This is a genomic window from Acinetobacter sp. ANC 4204 (genome assembly GCF_002135205.1).
Classification (GTDB): Bacteria; Pseudomonadota; Gammaproteobacteria; order Pseudomonadales; family Moraxellaceae; genus Acinetobacter.
Map to the genome: position 1 here is coordinate 1 of NZ_NEFZ01000003.1, position 15,482 is coordinate 15,482.

General features: G+C 41.5%; 15 protein-coding genes. 6 read left to right on the top strand and 9 right to left on the bottom strand.

What is annotated here, in order from left to right; translation table 11 throughout:
- Positions 1-274 precede the first annotated feature (274 nt).
- The 3 genes from B9T36_RS07490 to B9T36_RS07500 are packed head-to-tail and all read right to left on the bottom strand — an operon-like array spanning position 275 to position 3,108.
- On the bottom strand, positions 275-1,348 hold the full coding sequence (locus tag B9T36_RS07490; protein WP_086208910.1) for a DUF6670 family protein: 1,074 nt from the start codon (positions 1,346-1,348) through the stop codon (positions 275-277).
- A gap of 30 nt (positions 1,349-1,378) precedes the next feature.
- The gene (gene pssA, locus B9T36_RS07495) at positions 1,379-2,206 is read right to left on the bottom strand and encodes a CDP-diacylglycerol--serine O-phosphatidyltransferase (protein WP_086208911.1); all 828 of its coding nucleotides are present in this window, start codon (positions 2,204-2,206) and stop codon (positions 1,379-1,381) included.
- A 44-nt stretch (positions 2,207-2,250) separates the two neighbouring features.
- Positions 2,251-3,108, bottom strand: a complete 858-nt coding sequence (locus tag B9T36_RS07500) for a 23S rRNA (adenine(2030)-N(6))-methyltransferase RlmJ (RefSeq protein WP_086208912.1) — start codon at positions 3,106-3,108, stop codon at positions 2,251-2,253.
- A gap of 114 nt (positions 3,109-3,222) precedes the next feature.
- Here B9T36_RS07500 and B9T36_RS07505 point away from each other — a divergent pair, with 114 nt between their 5' ends.
- Entirely contained in the window at positions 3,223-3,825 is a 603-nt protein-coding gene (locus B9T36_RS07505) for a 2OG-Fe(II) oxygenase (RefSeq protein ID WP_086208913.1), read from the top strand.
- Between the two features lie 72 nt (positions 3,826-3,897).
- On the top strand, positions 3,898-4,425 hold the full coding sequence (locus tag B9T36_RS07510; protein WP_086208914.1) for a hypothetical protein: 528 nt from the start codon (positions 3,898-3,900) through the stop codon (positions 4,423-4,425).
- Positions 4,426-4,527: 102 nt separating this feature from the next.
- Here the strand turns inward: B9T36_RS07510 and B9T36_RS07515 are convergent, their stop codons facing one another.
- From B9T36_RS07515 to B9T36_RS07535, 5 genes are all read right to left on the bottom strand, one after another.
- Positions 4,528-4,785, bottom strand: coding sequence for a DUF2789 family protein (locus B9T36_RS07515; RefSeq protein ID WP_086208915.1), 258 nt, complete (start codon positions 4,783-4,785; stop codon positions 4,528-4,530).
- 105 nt (positions 4,786-4,890) lie between these two features.
- On the bottom strand, positions 4,891-5,151 hold the full coding sequence (locus B9T36_RS07520; protein WP_086208916.1) for a DUF2789 family protein: 261 nt from the start codon (positions 5,149-5,151) through the stop codon (positions 4,891-4,893).
- 167 nt (positions 5,152-5,318) lie between these two features.
- Positions 5,319-6,305, bottom strand: coding sequence for a malate dehydrogenase (locus B9T36_RS07525; protein ID WP_086208917.1), 987 nt, complete (start codon positions 6,303-6,305; stop codon positions 5,319-5,321).
- A gap of 171 nt (positions 6,306-6,476) precedes the next feature.
- Positions 6,477-7,091 (bottom strand): ribonuclease I, encoded by a 615-nt coding sequence (locus B9T36_RS07530; RefSeq protein WP_228146990.1) that lies wholly within the window; start codon positions 7,089-7,091, stop codon positions 6,477-6,479.
- 66 nt (positions 7,092-7,157) lie between these two features.
- Positions 7,158-9,125 carry a lytic transglycosylase domain-containing protein gene (locus B9T36_RS07535; RefSeq protein ID WP_086208919.1) on the bottom strand — a complete coding sequence of 656 codons (1,968 nt, stop codon included), beginning with the start codon at positions 9,123-9,125 and terminating at the stop codon, positions 7,158-7,160.
- A gap of 311 nt (positions 9,126-9,436) precedes the next feature.
- Here B9T36_RS07535 and miaB point away from each other — a divergent pair, with 311 nt between their 5' ends.
- From miaB to B9T36_RS07555, 4 genes are all read left to right on the top strand, one after another.
- Positions 9,437-10,894, top strand: a complete 1,458-nt coding sequence (miaB, locus tag B9T36_RS07540) for a tRNA (N6-isopentenyl adenosine(37)-C2)-methylthiotransferase MiaB (RefSeq protein ID WP_086208920.1) — start codon at positions 9,437-9,439, stop codon at positions 10,892-10,894.
- A gap of 38 nt (positions 10,895-10,932) precedes the next feature.
- Positions 10,933-12,009, top strand: a complete 1,077-nt coding sequence (locus B9T36_RS07545) for a PhoH family protein (protein WP_062032459.1) — start codon at positions 10,933-10,935, stop codon at positions 12,007-12,009.
- 57 nt (positions 12,010-12,066) lie between these two features.
- Entirely contained in the window at positions 12,067-12,546 is a 480-nt protein-coding gene (ybeY, locus tag B9T36_RS07550) for an rRNA maturation RNase YbeY (RefSeq protein ID WP_086208921.1), read from the top strand.
- A gap of 101 nt (positions 12,547-12,647) precedes the next feature.
- Positions 12,648-13,058, top strand: a complete 411-nt coding sequence (locus B9T36_RS07555) for a hypothetical protein (protein WP_086209183.1) — start codon at positions 12,648-12,650, stop codon at positions 13,056-13,058.
- A gap of 252 nt (positions 13,059-13,310) precedes the next feature.
- Here the strand turns inward: B9T36_RS07555 and B9T36_RS07560 are convergent, their stop codons facing one another.
- Positions 13,311-15,458, bottom strand: coding sequence for a TonB-dependent siderophore receptor (locus B9T36_RS07560; RefSeq protein WP_086208922.1), 2,148 nt, complete (start codon positions 15,456-15,458; stop codon positions 13,311-13,313).
- Between the last annotated feature and the right edge of the window lie 24 nt (positions 15,459-15,482).

The window sequence follows — 15,482 nt, forward strand, 5'->3', positions numbered from 1 at the left end:
CTTCTCAATGGTTCGTCACCATCAAGCTAGGTCGGCTATATTACTCTCAATCTCTTAAAAGTCAACTGGTAATTTAAATTATTTTAAACTCTCCTTCTAAAACCCAACTCAATCAATTTTAACTAAGTTGCTGTTTTATCAGAAGTTTTAATCTTCATCACCGCCGATGGATGTGCATTCTACAGCATTTCTATCCCCTTGCAACCCCCTTCTCTCAATTATTTATAAAAAAACTTCTACTTGTTTATTTATTCGGCAAAATATTACTTTTTTCTTATTTCTTGAGTGAAAAGGGAACAATTTCTTCAATTTCATTGCGTATTTTTTCTTGTGAGTTATGTTCTTGCCACTTTAAAGCACGACAGTCGACATATTCACAGTAGCCACTTTCACCATTTTCCTCATAGTTATCAATTTTGACTTGATATTTAAAGCTTCCTACATAACCTGCTGCTAAGCCAAACTTAAAGTCTCCACGGCTCTGTGCGCAAATATGTATCCGATATCCCTGCTCACCTTGATAACACCATTCAAACTCTCGTGGTAAATACATTTTTTGCCCATTTGGCGTTTTCACAGCAGGATAAACACGATGAACTTGAAAGCGTACCATTTGGTCAAACATGGAAGTCTGCTGCTTTTTTAAATCACGTAAATAAATCCGTGACTGAACGACTCGATTAAATGAATCCCGAATTTGCTCTAATAAGAGCTGACGTTGATCTGCTAGATTAATGATTTGATATGTAAAAAAAGCTAAAGGGACATAACTAAAGTCAACACTGCGCCCATATTCAAATGCGCCGAGTTGATCTATGTCATAGTGTTGTCCTTTGTATTTTACCTCGCCATGACACTGACACATCACCGACCAATGTTCAGCTAAGCCAAAACGTAACTTGGTAAAATGAGAAATCAAGGGTGTGGTGATAACTTCTATCTCAAAGCTTAGTTCACTATCTTTTCGTTGAATCTGAAATTTAGGAAATGCACCTATAACGTGTTCTTTGTTTGCAAATTTAAATTGTTGTTTTTCAAAAGCACATTCAGCAGAAATAGAATAGCGACTCAGTTGACCTGCCATATGCGGACTGCTACTGGCTAGAACCGTTGCTGTGTCTAGTGCTGTGGTTCGAATCGCACTGTTATTCCGAAGCATAGGCGTGTTGGGCTGCCCGATCATACTCAAAAAATTTAAGTAATGTAATGGTGCAGGAAGGTTAGGAATGGTTACAGCCTGATGAATGATTTTGTATTTCTTATTGGGCGGATGGTAGGCAGGCAAAGACCGTGAAGGAGTTTGATTAAGTTGTTTAGACTGATCGAGAAAATCTTGGAACAACCACATATCGCACTCCTTCTACATATTATTAACTCATCATGGGTTTTGTTGGCTTCGTGCTAAAAATGTCGTAACAAATCCAGATAACGCATAAATCAAGGAAATCACCAAAATACCCACAGGAATATTGTAGGTCATTGCTGCAAAAATAAAGACTGCAATCGGCAGAACAAAAAATGGAACGCGCTTGCGATCTACTGTTTTAAATGAATAATACTTAATATTCGAAATCATCAATAGACCAACAGAAACAATCACTACAGCGCTGATTGCTTGGATACCGCGCTCACGAATATCAAAAATTTCAGGAAAATCGAGCCCGACCCAAACCAATGAAATAATGATAATGGCTGCAAGCGGACTAGCCACACCAATAAAGTAACGCTTATCGACTACACCAATTTGCACATTAAAACGCGCTAAACGGAACGCAGCACATGCGGTATAGACAAAACAGCACGCTAGACCGATACGACCCAGCGAATCCAAACTCCAGCTATACATTAAAATCGCTGGCGCAACACCAAAGGCAAGTAAATCAGACAAAGAGTCATACTGCTCACCAAAAGCACTCTGCGCACCGATTGCACGTGCCACACGGCCGTCTAGGCCATCCAACAATGCTGCTAAGAAAATAGCATAAATCGCTTGTTGGAAATTACCATTCATACTAGCGATAATGGAATAAAAGCCTGACAACAACGCTGCCGTTGTAATCAGGTTCGGCCACAAATAAATACCTCGACGTTTTACTTTTTGACCTTCCTGTGTATGCTCTTCTTCTTCCACCTCGAAAGTGATCCCATCAAAGCTGGGAACACTGCGTGGAGTAGATTCGCTTTCAGGTTTATTTATATTTGTCATTTTCTGTCGATCCTAATGTAGCCTTTTTCTCTTTAGGTCTGTCTTTATTCGCCAACTAACCAACGAACAGCAGCATGACCACCATTTTCACTCATACGTAAATGCGGGAATAACCACTGTAACGCCTCATCAGCATCTTCGGAGAACTTCCAAGGCGGGTTAATCACCAATAGACCACAGCCGTTTAAGCCCACTGGAGTGTCATCTGGCCAAACACATACTTCACAGATCAACTGACGACGAATACCCGTTTTAATCATTTTCTTTTCAAAACGTTCAATCATCGCGCGGTCTTTAATCGGATACCAAATCGCAAAGACCCCTGTTGACCATTTTTTATGTGCTGCTGCAATCAGGTCAACTAACTGTGGAAAATCTTTACGTTCAACTTCATAAGGTGGGTCAATCATCACCAAACCGCGTTTTTCTTTAGGCGGAATGACACCGAGTAAGCCTTCATACGCATCGCGCTCATGCAAACCCGCGCGTTTATCACGAACGTTGTAATACAACTGTTGGAATACATCACGCTGCATTTCAAAAATAGTGGCTTTGTCGATTTCACGCATGCCTTCTAATGCAAACCACGGCGAACCAGGATAGGCACCTTTACCTGAACCTTCACGCATTTTTTCAACAATTTTTAAATACTGCTGAACGCCTTCAGGCGCATTACGCTTAATTGAATCATCTAGTTTCACTAAACGATGGATGCCATTTAAAAACTCACCTGACTTTTGTGCTTCTGAAGTCGATAAATCATATTTACCAGCACCGCCATGCGTATCAATATAACGATACGGTTTATCTTTTTGATTGAGGCGAGTCAAAATCTGAAGCAAAAGAACATGCTTCATGACATCGGCAAAGTTGCCTGCATGGAAATGGTGACGGTAATTCATGTTTGTATTATTCCTAAAATCAATGAGTATTTTAGCATGAAAAATAGTTTCGTTCAGACAGCTTTCTTACACTAGAATAACAGCGGCTTTTCTTTGTCTTTTAGGTTTTATGTTATGGAAGCAGTTCTTCTCCCAAAGTCTTGGAATGTTGATCAAATCCTAGATGATTTAGATCAACATGGTTTTGCCATCATTGATGACGCCTACTCTGATGACTATGTACATCAACTCATTGAAGAATGCACTTCGAACTTAAACCGCTTTCGTGAAGCCGCTATTCAAAACGGTGTCATCAGTAAGATCCGTAGTGATCACATTTTATGGTTACATCCCGAACTCCACATTTCCAATCGACATGTACAGTCCCTTTTTAGCTTAGGTCATGAGCTCAACCGTGCTTTTTATCTTGGTATTCGGGACGTCGAAGCGCATTTTGCTTGCTATAACGCCGGCGAGTTTTATGCACTACACCGTGATAATCCTCAAGGTAAAAATGGTCGTATGATTTCTGCAGTTTACTACTTACATGAAGACTGGCAAGACAGCTGGGGAGGTGAGCTTCATCTACAAGATAAAAATAACATTTGGCATGTACTGCAACCCAAACCAAATCGTATCGCACTGTTTCAAAGTGACTTGCTACATGAGGTTTTAAAAGCCAAACATCAGCGTTTATCAATTACCGCATGGTTACGTAGTGACAGTACAATTCTGTGATTCAGGCAATAAGACTTTAAATTGTAAAAAGCATCCTCATATACTGAACATTCATTGAGGAGGATGTAACCGATGCGTGCCAACAGTCAACACATTATTCAGCGTATTGGTGAAACAGACCAACTCTACTTACAAGGCAATAGCCCTGAATTAGCACTTGAGCGTGCTGATTTGCGCTTACAGTTAGTCACACTGAGCCAACTGCGCCAAGAGCAAGTCCACTTCTTACAAGAAGCGGTGGTATTACTTGAGCAAGGTCGAATTGAGTTTGAGGAAATGCCTCTGTCTTTGTACCTCAATTTGTCTTTGCATCTTGCTAAGGCATATATGCTGTACTTTGAAATCACCAAAGAAGATCGCTTTGCGTTGATTACACAGCAAATTTTAAAACCACTGACCAGCTATGGTCAGGGTGATATTTACCTGTTTTTGGCCTACGCCTCTGTGAGTAGAAAAGAATCTGCATTGGCACGACACTGGCTTGGAAAATATGCAAAAAGTACAGAGTTTGATTTCATTTTACTGCGTGAACATGCCGCTTTTATCAGCTTCCATCAAGAAGATTGGTTTATCAAACTCATACAAAGTAAATTGCACTAAAATGTGGGCATCCAAGTTATACATCTAAAGAATAAAAAACGCCTGTGATCAGGCGTTTTTTATAGTTCAAAGACCGTGTTGCTTTCAGTTGTGATCATTCATTTAAGCTGTTTGAAGCTTATAAGCATCTAAGTGCAGTTGTTGATTGAGTTCATCGACCATAATCGCCCAGTCATCATCTTGCACCAAATGGCTGATGAGTAATGCACGCTGTGCTGGATTCCAAAACGCTGCATCATGTAAAGATTGATGAGCGGGTAGTTGATGCGTACGAATATATAACTCAATGGCAGCTGCACTATTAGCAAGTCCCAGTTGAGAAAATAAAAGCTCTAAGGATGGTTTGTGTTGATTGAGCATCTCGCCCTCCTTATCAATACTATTGTCAATTATTATTGAATTAACTTATATGTATTTTTAAAAAAAACCTAGTCTTAAAACTAGGTTTGTTGTTTCAATTTGTGATTATAAATGACACGAACCCGAAAGTTTATTTTCTGTGTGTAATTGCTCGTTTAACTGGTCAACGACCAATGACCATTCATCATCTTTTTTCCAATTGCTGATAATAAAATCATGCTGTGCTTTAGACCAAAAAGGTGCTTTATGCAATGGAACATCTGAAGTGAGTTGATGTGTGTCAATAAACTGATTTATCGCATCCGCACTTGCATCAAGCCCCAATTGCTCAAATAAAAGTTCTAAAGTCGGTTGTTGATCAAACATCATTGTTCTCCTCAAGCCCTTGATCATACCTTTACAGATTAAGGTATGCTTATTTTTTAGTCAGTTGTGTCTATATCTCAGCATGTTATTTTTTGTTCAATAAAGCATTTGTATAAAAAAAGCACCCCGAAATGGAGTGCTTTTTCAACTTAATCAGTTCGATTAAATTATTTAACCATGTCAGCAACTGCTGCACGTTCTTCTTCTAACTCGTTCAGAGTGAAGTTGATACGCTCACGGCTGAATTCGTCGATCTCAAGACCTTCAACGATTTTGTATTCGCCATTTTCAGTTGTTACAGGGAAACCGAACATTACGCCTTCTGGAATACCATAAGAACCGTCAGAAGGAATACCCATTGTTACCCATTTGCCGTTTGTACCAAGAGCCCAATCGCGCATATGGTCGATTGCAGCATTTGCAGCAGACGCAGCAGAAGACAAACCACGTGCTTCGATGATCGCAGCACCACGTTTACCAACAGTTGGAAGGAACACATCTTTGTTCCAAGCTGCATCGTTGATTTTGTCTTTTAAGCTTTCGCCATTCACAGTTGCAAAACGGTAGTCAGCATACATTGTTGGAGAGTGGTTGCCCCAAACAGTCATGTCTTCGATGTCAGAAACTGCAACACCTGCTTTTTGAGCAAGTTGAGTCAAGGCACGGTTGTGGTCAAGACGTAACATTGCTGTGAAGTTTTTCGCTGGAAGATCTGGAGCAGATTTCATTGCGATGTAAGCATTGGTGTTTGCTGGGTTACCCACAACAAGTACTTTAACGTCACGGCTAGCAACTTCGTTTAGTGCTTGACCTTGACCAATGAAGATTTCACCGTTCACTTTCAATAAGTCAGCACGTTCCATACCTGGACCACGTGGACGTGAACCAACCAATAACGCGTAGTCAGCATCTTTAAATGCAACTTTAGGATCATCAGTACCGATCATGCCAGCCAATAATGGGAAAGCACAGTCGTCTAATTCCATCATTACGCCTTTAAGCGCAGCTTGAGCTTTCTCAAAAGGAACTTCTAACAATTGCAGAATAACTGGTTGGTCTTTACCTAACATTTCGCCACTAGCGATACGGAATAATAGGCTGTAACCAATTTGACCAGCTGCGCCAGTAACGGCAACGCGAACAGGTTGCTTCATGTACTTATCTCCATTTGAGGAACGTTAGATATGATTAAATAGCTGTTCTATCTAATCTTAATAATCATAAACGGCAAAGATTGTACTCCAATACTTTGGCAGATGCATGTAAAAGAGAATGAATTCCAACAAAAGTATGATAGGAAATATAAATTAATTTAGAAAAAGAGATTAGTAAGAACCTTTGATCGCAAAGGAACTTGGGCAGTTTTCTTGAATATTCTCTGCACAAGCTTTGTACTGACCGTTGGGTTTATAACAGACCTTGACTTCGGTCAAAATGTTGGTTTGTCGTTGTGTCCGACAGCTAAAACGTAGCCCACTTGCAGGTAGCCCTGGGTTTAAACGTTGAAATTGCCCTCGCAGTGTATTGAGCTGTGCGGTTTTATTTTCAGAAGAAGTCAAATCTGCAGGAATTTTTAAACGCTCTGCATAATTAATCACATTACGGAAATACTGACTGGCATTCATCGGCACACAACCGCCAATTTCTGCCCATAACTGGCGGCGCGCATGTTCATCAGGCATGACTCTCGCCACGACTTTGGTTTGAAGCGGAGAAAGGACCGCAGAAGAATTGGTCTGACACTCCCGTGTGGTGGTTTCAGGATATAAACCCGTAATATTGAGTGAATAACCCTCTAGACACTTCCGTTTTTTCGAGCCTTGGTTATCGAACATACACACGGCGGGTGTCATTTGAATTTCCATCACATAACCAAATACCGTCGGTGCTGCATGAGCAGATGTCGTAAAAAATCCCAAAACAAGACTACTACCAATCATCTGCAGTAGTTTTTGCGTTAAGACTGATGGGAGTGACATCAAAACCATAAAATGTCTAGACCTTTATTATTGACTTTTAAAAGGAATATTTTGCATGCGCTGAGTAATGGACTGCGGTCCTTGGCCAAGCAAAACACCATAATGCGTGGCATTACTCATCACATGCTTGACGTAATCTCGGGTTTCAGTCAGTGGAATACTTTCCGTGTATTGATCCGCTGCAATGGCCTGATTTTCAGGCTGCCAACGACGTGCACGGTTCGGACCCGCATTATAACCTGCTGTCGCCAACACTGGATTATTGCTTAACTGACTTTGGATCATGGACAGATAGAAAGTGCCATAACGTACATTGGTATTCATATCACTCAGTGCGGCTGGATTATAGGTTTCACCCATTTGTCTTGCGACTAATTTTGCCGTATCTGGCATGATTTGCATCAAGCCACCTGCCCCGACATGCGAGCGAGCATGGGTGACAAAGCGGCTTTCTTGGCGCATTAGCCCATACGCCCATGCAGGATCTATGCCTGCATTACGACTGTGACTCACCACATAACTTTGGTGTGGCATGGCATAGCGATAACTATAGTTATGTTGCTTGACTGTTCGATCGGCCGCATAGATTGCTCGGTCATACCACCCCATCTCCGTTGCCCGTTTTGCTGCAGCTAAAATTAAACCATCATCTTGTTTTAAATAAGCTTGTCTGACCGCCCAATTCCACTCACGGTTGACATAATTGTCTGGTGCGTTGACATTGCGCAGTGTAAAAGCACGGCTAAAATGAATATCCTGATTCAAACGTTGTATGTCAGCATTGCTCGGTTGGGTATTCGCAGGAATGGTCTGATAACGTTGTCCAATACGATCTTTTGCCAATAAGTTATGATAATCGTCACCTACTGACAATTTTTTGAAGATCTCACGCGCCAAGGCTTTTGACTTTGCATCACCTCGTTGTTCTGAAGCTCGGGCTAACCAATATTGCCAGCGATCTTCTTGTTTTTGCGTCACACTCATACCATCAACAGCACGAATCACGCTCTCCCATGCACCAAAGCGAATGGCTTGGCGTGCATAAATTTCGGCTTCTTCTTCACTCAGTGCTAAACCATAACTCCGATCGAAGGCTTGTAATACCTCCACATTAAAATTATTTTTCATGACAGTTGTGCCACCGATATACCCCACAGCACGGTACAACGCTTTTTGCACCGACTCAGGGGTACCCTCAGCAGCACGCTTTACCGAAGCCAATGCAGTATTTAGATCACTATCGGCTAAGCGGCCAATGGCATAAATTAAATATGCTTGATCTACAGCCGATGCTTTCGGTGCTGACCATAGATAGTTCAGTGGATCAGCTTGAATGCTATTCAGCTGCGCCAAAGACAAATTCATACCGATGGTTTGTGCAGTTGCAATCGCTTGACCTGACTGCCCTGCACGTAGCTGCGCCCATAGACGTTGTTGCTTGTCTTGTTCCGTCATGAGAGGGCTCGATAGCATCATGCGTCCCAGCCCAGTACATGATTCAGGTTGTGAATTGGTCGCGAGCCAAACATCTTTATATTCGGCGAAAACCAAAGGGTCGCCCGACTTGGCGCGGACTTGCGCCATAGCACAGCTTTCTGCTTGGTCTGCATTAGACACATACGCCAATACTGGCTGTGCGGAAGTAAAGTCAGCCATTTTGACTTTTTCTTCAATATAGTCTGCTGCCAATTTTTCAGCCATCGCGGACTGAGGATAGCGCTGTGCAAAGCCCACGATATTGGCCGCTGGTTGCAACGCTAAATTACTGTTTAATAGCCAATATTCAGGGTAATAGCCCAAGACATCACCCTGCATACTGCTTTGATATTCTTGCAACAAGCTGACATTGCCCGTATTGGCTGCGCGTAAAGCATCATTGAATTGTTCATCTGCGGCATGTGTCGCTGCAGATAAACCCAAGGCAGCTACACCCAACGCAAACACTTGATAATATTTATTCTGTAATCGTTTTAACATGGGTGTGCCTTCTGTCATCTTTGTATAGCCTAGTCTCGTCTCATCATTTTGATTAGTTTAATAACTCATAACAGACTCTATTGTTCTCTTATGTAACCTTATGATTAGACAATATTAATTTTCCTGTATTTTCACTTCACAAATCAATCTTTTTAGCTTCAGATTTAAAGCTATAAGTTTATTCAGATTTCCTGCTAAAATATGCGCCTTTCGTAGATTTCAAATGGTGCTTGATCGAGCATTTTTGTAGCTAGCCAAGCCCTGCTTTCGCCGCCACAGATACCGATCAGACACAAAAAACCTAGATTTATCCCCCCTTAGGAGCCTACATGACGGTTCAAACCTTCATTCCAAATGGTGCCCAAGCTGCCTCAGAAAACACTGTCACCCAGCCACAGCACACCCCAGCCACCGATGGATCAGTTAAAAAACTGTATATCGAAACGCAAGGGTGTCAGATGAATGAGTATGACAGTCACCGTATGGCAGACTTACTGGGCGACTCGCACGGTTATGTGCTGACCCAAGACCCGAAAGAAGCCGATATTCTACTGATGAATACCTGTTCGATTCGCGAAAAAGCCCAAGAAAAAGTGTTCTCTGAGCTGGGTCGTTGGCGCAAGCTGAAAGACAAAAACCCTGACCTGATCATTGGTGTCGGTGGTTGTGTAGCCTCTCAAGAGGGCGACAACATTCAAAAACGTGCCAACTATGTGGACATGATTTTCGGTCCACAAACCTTGCACCGTTTACCACAAATGCTCGATCAGCACTTTGATCAAATCGAAAAACCCAAGAAAGAAAAAATCAAATTGGTAGATATTTCTTTCCCTGACATTGAAAAATTCGACTTTTTACCTGAACCGCGTGTGGAAGGTTACAAGGCTTTTGTTTCAATTATGGAAGGTTGTTCAAAATATTGTTCATTCTGTGTGGTGCCCTACACCCGTGGTGAAGAAGTTTCTCGTCCACTGGATGACGTTTTAGCTGAAATTGCCACCTTAGCCGAAAAAGGCGTCCGTGAGATTTCGCTATTAGGTCAAAACGTGAATGGTTACCGCGGTGAAACATTCGAAGGCAATATCTGTACTTTTGCAGACTTGTTACGTCTTGTTGCAGAAATCCCAGGGATTGGTCGTTTGCGTTATACCACATCACACCCGCTTGAGTTTAATGATGACTTGATTCAGTGCTACCGTGATTTACCACAAATGGTATCGCATCTACATTTGCCTGTACAAAGCGGTTCAAATGATGTGTTGCAAGCCATGAAACGTAACCACACCATTGACGTCTATATCGACAAAATTGCCAAGTTACGCAAAGTTCGCCCAGACATGCATTTATCGAGTGACTTTATCATTGGTTTCCCAGGTGAAACCGATGCACACTTTGAAGAAACCTATCAATTTATCAAAGACATGGACTTCGACCATTCCTATAGTTTTGTTTACTCAAAACGTCCGGGTACACCTGCATCTGAGCTTGAAGACACCACTTCTGAAGACGTGAAAAAAGAACGTTTATCCAAAGTCCAAAAGTGGATTAAACAATCGAGTATTGAAAAGACCGATGCCATGCTCGGCACGATTCAACGCGTTTTGGTCGAGAAAGTTTCGGATAAAGATCCAAACCTACTGATTGGTACGGCGGATAACACTCGTTATGTGAGTTTTATTGGTGATGCAGCATGGGTCGGACGTTTCGCAGAAATCGAAGTGACAGAGATTAAAACTTTGAATTTTGTTTATGGCGAACTCTTGAATCTTGAGCCTGACGTGGCGTAATGTAAGAGAATAGATTCTGACTACTTAAAGGAATTCTCTTGACTGCAGCGATTCGACGTACAGTAACTTTTCCTGGGGTTTCAATTGAACGTTTAAAGAGCATGCTCGGTGCTTATAACGGTCATTTGAAACAAATCGAACAGCGTTTAGATGTCACTATTTCCCATCGAGGTGATGCATTTTATGTCGATGGTGAAATGGATGCAGTTGAGAGAGCAGAAGGTCTGCTCCATCGCCTGCATGAAGAAGCAGAAAATACGGTACAAATCAGTGCCGACACCTTACACCTCATGATTCAAGGCAGTCAGACTGACCGTGAATTGCAAGAAGACCTTGATGGGCAAGAGCACACTGGTTTAGATGAAGTGTGGCTCCAAACCCGTAAAGGTCGTATCAATCCACGCGGTGCCAACCAAAAGCGTTATGTGCAGCGTATTCTACAAAGCGATATTTCTTTTGGTATTGGACCTGCGGGTACAGGTAAAACCTATCTCGCCGTTGCAGCAGCAGTTGACATGCTAGAACGCAATGAAATTCAAAGGATTTTATTGGTTCGCCCTGCCGTTGAAGCAGGTGAAAAATTGGGTTTCCTACCAGGTGATTTAAGCCAGAAAATTGATCCCTATTTACGTCCGCTCTACGATGCCTTGTATGAAATGCTTGGTTTTGAAAAAGTGGCCAAACTGATTGAACGTCAGGTGATTGAAGTCGCACCACTGGCTTATATGCGTGGTCGAACCTTAAACCACTCTTTTGTGATTTTAGACGAAGCGCAAAATACCACACCTGAACAAATGAAAATGTTCCTCACACGTTTAGGCTTTGGTTCACGTGCAGTGATTACTGGAGATATCACACAGGTCGACTTACCACGTGGCCAGCAATCTGGTCTAGCACATGCTTTGCGCATCATCGACAAGATCAAAGAAATTCACATCACCCGTTTCCACTCACGTGACGTGGTACGTCACCAACTGGTGCAAAAAATTGTTGAAGCTTATGAGGGATGGGATGCAGAACAACATCGCCTAACCGCTGAAGCACGTGCTGAACGCAAAGCGCGTCAAGAAGCCTTAGTGGCTGAAAATGATGCCGCTGCTGATGCTCAGCATTAAGTTAAAGCCTGCGGGCATTTTAAAATGCCCGCAGATGTCATTATTTAAGGATCTATTTTGAAACTGAGTCTTTCTCTACAACAGGACTTTCAAGCCCCTGAATTGGTCTTGAAACGTGGCTATCTCAAAAAAGTTGTAGAAACTGTTTTACGTCATATTGGCACACAGAGTAACTGTGAAATTGGTATTGCTTGTGTTGACCATGATGAAAGTCATAAATTGAATTTGGAATATCGTGGCAAAGATAAATCAACCAATGTGTTGTCTTTCCCTAGTGATTTGCCCGATGAAATGGCGCAGATTCTTGACTCATTTCCCATTGGCGATTTGGTCATTTGTATTCCTGTGGTGTTGTCGGAAGCAAAAGAACAAAACAAAGCGCCACTGACGCATTTCACTCATATGCTGGTCCATGGCACTTTGCACCTTATGGGCTATGACCATGAAACATCAGAAGCAGATGCTGAAGAAATGGAAGGCATCGAAATTGAAATTTTGGCTAAACTCGGTTTTGAAAACCCTTATTTAGCACAGTAACTATTAGATTTGAAAAAACTTACCCGATTCATTTCGATGTATCGGGTTTATTTATGCTAAAAATAAAGCAAGATGAAAAAATAGATGAAGAGATTATAAAAATGCATACACCAATTTCAAAACTACTCTGCATGATCGCCCTATCCTGCACCACGCCACTTTATGCCAAGAGCAATGATGAAAATCAAACATCCTGTCAGGAAGTAAAGTTTCTAGATTCAGCTCAGGCTTGGGCTGGACATTATTATTTGCAGGGCGTTATGGAGGTTGGTTCTGAGCTTCTACTAGAACCTGACGGCAAATTTAAATGGTATTTAGCTGTTGGCTCTTTAGACCAATATGCCGAAGGGTCATGGTGGAAAAATGGCAACTGTATTGGTTTAAAAGCTTTGCCTAAATATAGCAAGCATTTAGAAATTTTTCCTATCCGCTTAGATGAAGAGGAGTCTCATTTAAGCGTAACTTGGATGGGTGGACATCAAGACGGCGCCTATGTCCGTGCAACTCAATAAACTGAGTTCACCCACATAATCAAAACCTGATTAGAAATGCACAGCTCAACGCACTTCAAACTCTGCCTCTGCTGGGTCAAAGACCACATAGCATAACAACTGAAAAACAATGATACAGCCATTTAAAGTTAAAGTCTGAAACTTTGAACGCGCTTACTCAAGTCAAGATTGCATGTGAATAAGCCTAGACTTATCCACATTTCCAACAAAAAAACGGCTTTTAATAAGCCGTTTTTTATTTTTCAAGATTTTTTAGAATTGATAGCGGAAAGTTAATGTTGCATTGCGTGGTGCGCCATACACCATACTATTCACACCTAAACCTTCGTAATATTTTTCATCAAATAAATTGTTCACATTCAGTTGAAGTTTAATATTTTGATCAACTTGATAAGCAGCCATTAAATTCGCCAACACATAAGCATCTTGAGTAATACGCCCTGCAGTCTCGTCTTTATATGCTTTGCTCTTATAGTTTAAGCCACCACCCACGCTCCACTTATTTATTGTATATTTTGTAAATAGATTGGCCGACGTTCTCGCTGCAGTTGTCTGTACTTTGTTACCGTCAGCATCTTTTGCATTAAAATGAGCAAGTCCGAAGCTCATATCCCACTTGTCAGTCAATTTACCATCTAATTCTATTTCGAAGCCTTTACTCTCAACACCATCTGCGCTGCCATAAATATTTTTGACTTCATCACCATCCATAACTGTGCCTATGATCTCGGCTACATTATCTTGCTTGGTTAAAAATACCGACATCGACGCATTAAGTTGTTTGTCAAAAAACTCTCCTTTCAGGCCAGTTTCATAACTTTTACCCTCACGTGGATCAAGATATTGACCATCCGCATTCTGCTTATCTTCTGGTTTAAAAATGCCAGTATAGCTGGCATACCATGAATAATCTTCTAAGAAATCATAGATTAATCCAGCATAAGGTGTCACTTTATTATTAAACTTACGATTACCATCTCCATCAGCACTTTCATACTCCCAGTTAGATACTCGTACACCTGCTACAAGTTTTAGAGGATCTAATAAAGTGAACTTACCTGCTAGATACGCACCTGTTTGTGTAGTTTTATTAGATGGGCTTGCAACATTATTATTAATAGAGCCGAGAAGTTTTGATGGTGTGAAATTGTCAAAATCAATCGTATAGTTATCTAGAGTAGGCGTTCCATAATAGCGATCAGTTTTTTCACTCTGATTATACATAAACCCAGCGACAACTTCTTGTTGTAAGCCAGCCAAAGTAAAAGGCGCAGAAAAATAAATATCCGCATTATTTTGAGTGGTCTTTGACGTATCGGTATATGGGTATAAACCAGCACTACTATTGGTCGCTTTATCTACTGATCCTGACCATAAGTACAACAATGCTGTCTCTGCATCTATTTGGCGGTAATCATAATTAACATTCAGCGTGATATCATTAAATAACTTCTGCTTAAGCTGAGCAAAGGCAGTAGTTGTATTAGTATTCCAATATGTCCAATCACTGGTCACTGTTAAATCACGATCAAAATGCGTTAACGAACCATCAGTATAAAATGCTGGCAAGCCTCCCCATTTGATACCAGAACGTTCTAAATTCTGATAACTAGCACCCACTGACAGATAAGTGCTGTCTGTTAAATCTGCATCAAGCACACCATAAAATAAGTTATTTTCTTTTTCATACAAATCGGCAAAAGAGTCTGTACTTTCATGTTTGACAACAATTCGTCCACGTACACTCCCATCAGCATTTAAGGGTGCAGAAATATCTGCCATGCTGTTCCATGCATTCCACGAACCATAAGAACTGCTTAATGTCCCTGTTAATTCTTTAGAATTTGCATGTTTACGTACCATATTGATAGCAACTGCAGGATTGCCCGCCCCCGTCATTAGCCCATTAGCGCCTTTGACCACTTCCACGCGATCATACATGCTCAGGTCTGGATCGTTAGCAATATCTGCTTCGGCTGTACTTGGTACACCATCAAATAAATAATAATCCACATCAAACCCGCGTGCTGTCGGATATTGACGTTCATCCCAACGGTTGGTGGTAATACCAGTCACGTTATTGAGCATTTCTTGCAAAGAATTTGTATTGGTATCATCTAAATATTCACGGGTTAAAACTTTAACCGACTGCGGTGTTTCGCGAAGTGACAAATTTAATTTGGTAGAGGTACTGGCACTCTTCGCCGTATAACTCTTTGTCCCTTCCGTTACAGATGGATTCTCTTCCTCGGCTTGACTCGTAATCGTTTCAAGTTGTGCACTTTCATCGCTCGTAGTGGGTGCTGCAGACCCCAAAGTTGGGAGAAATACTGTGGCTGCTGCCATAGCCAATATCAGTGGACTGACTTTGAAGCGCTTTAAAGTTGGGGAGTAATACATGAAACTATATCCTTATAACAGGGA

Bases quoted from the DNA above. Each gene is read 5' to 3' on its own strand.
- B9T36_RS07500 (WP_086208912.1), bottom strand. From the start codon at position 3,108: ATGAATTACCGTCACCATTTCCATGCAGGCAACTTTGCCGATGTCATG.
- miaB (WP_086208920.1), top strand. From the start codon at position 9,437: ATGACGGTTCAAACCTTCATTCCAAATGGTGCCCAAGCTGCCTCAGAA.
- B9T36_RS07525 (WP_086208917.1), bottom strand. From the start codon at position 6,305: ATGAAGCAACCTGTTCGCGTTGCCGTTACTGGCGCAGCTGGTCAAATT.
- B9T36_RS07535 (WP_086208919.1), bottom strand. From the start codon at position 9,125: ATGACAGAAGGCACACCCATGTTAAAACGATTACAGAATAAATATTAT.
- B9T36_RS07520 (WP_086208916.1), bottom strand. From the start codon at position 5,151: ATGTTTGATCAACAACCGACTTTAGAACTTTTATTTGAGCAATTGGGG.
- B9T36_RS07555 (WP_086209183.1), top strand. From the start codon at position 12,648: ATGCATACACCAATTTCAAAACTACTCTGCATGATCGCCCTATCCTGC.
- B9T36_RS07530 (WP_228146990.1), bottom strand. From the start codon at position 7,091: ATGATTGGTAGTAGTCTTGTTTTGGGATTTTTTACGACATCTGCTCAT.
- B9T36_RS07515 (WP_086208915.1), bottom strand. From the start codon at position 4,785: ATGCTCAATCAACACAAACCATCCTTAGAGCTTTTATTTTCTCAACTG.
- B9T36_RS07505 (WP_086208913.1), top strand. From the start codon at position 3,223: ATGGAAGCAGTTCTTCTCCCAAAGTCTTGGAATGTTGATCAAATCCTA.
- B9T36_RS07490 (WP_086208910.1), bottom strand. From the start codon at position 1,348: ATGTGGTTGTTCCAAGATTTTCTCGATCAGTCTAAACAACTTAATCAA.
- pssA (WP_086208911.1), bottom strand. From the start codon at position 2,206: ATGACAAATATAAATAAACCTGAAAGCGAATCTACTCCACGCAGTGTT.
- B9T36_RS07510 (WP_086208914.1), top strand. From the start codon at position 3,898: ATGCGTGCCAACAGTCAACACATTATTCAGCGTATTGGTGAAACAGAC.
- B9T36_RS07560 (WP_086208922.1), bottom strand. From the start codon at position 15,458: ATGTATTACTCCCCAACTTTAAAGCGCTTCAAAGTCAGTCCACTGATA.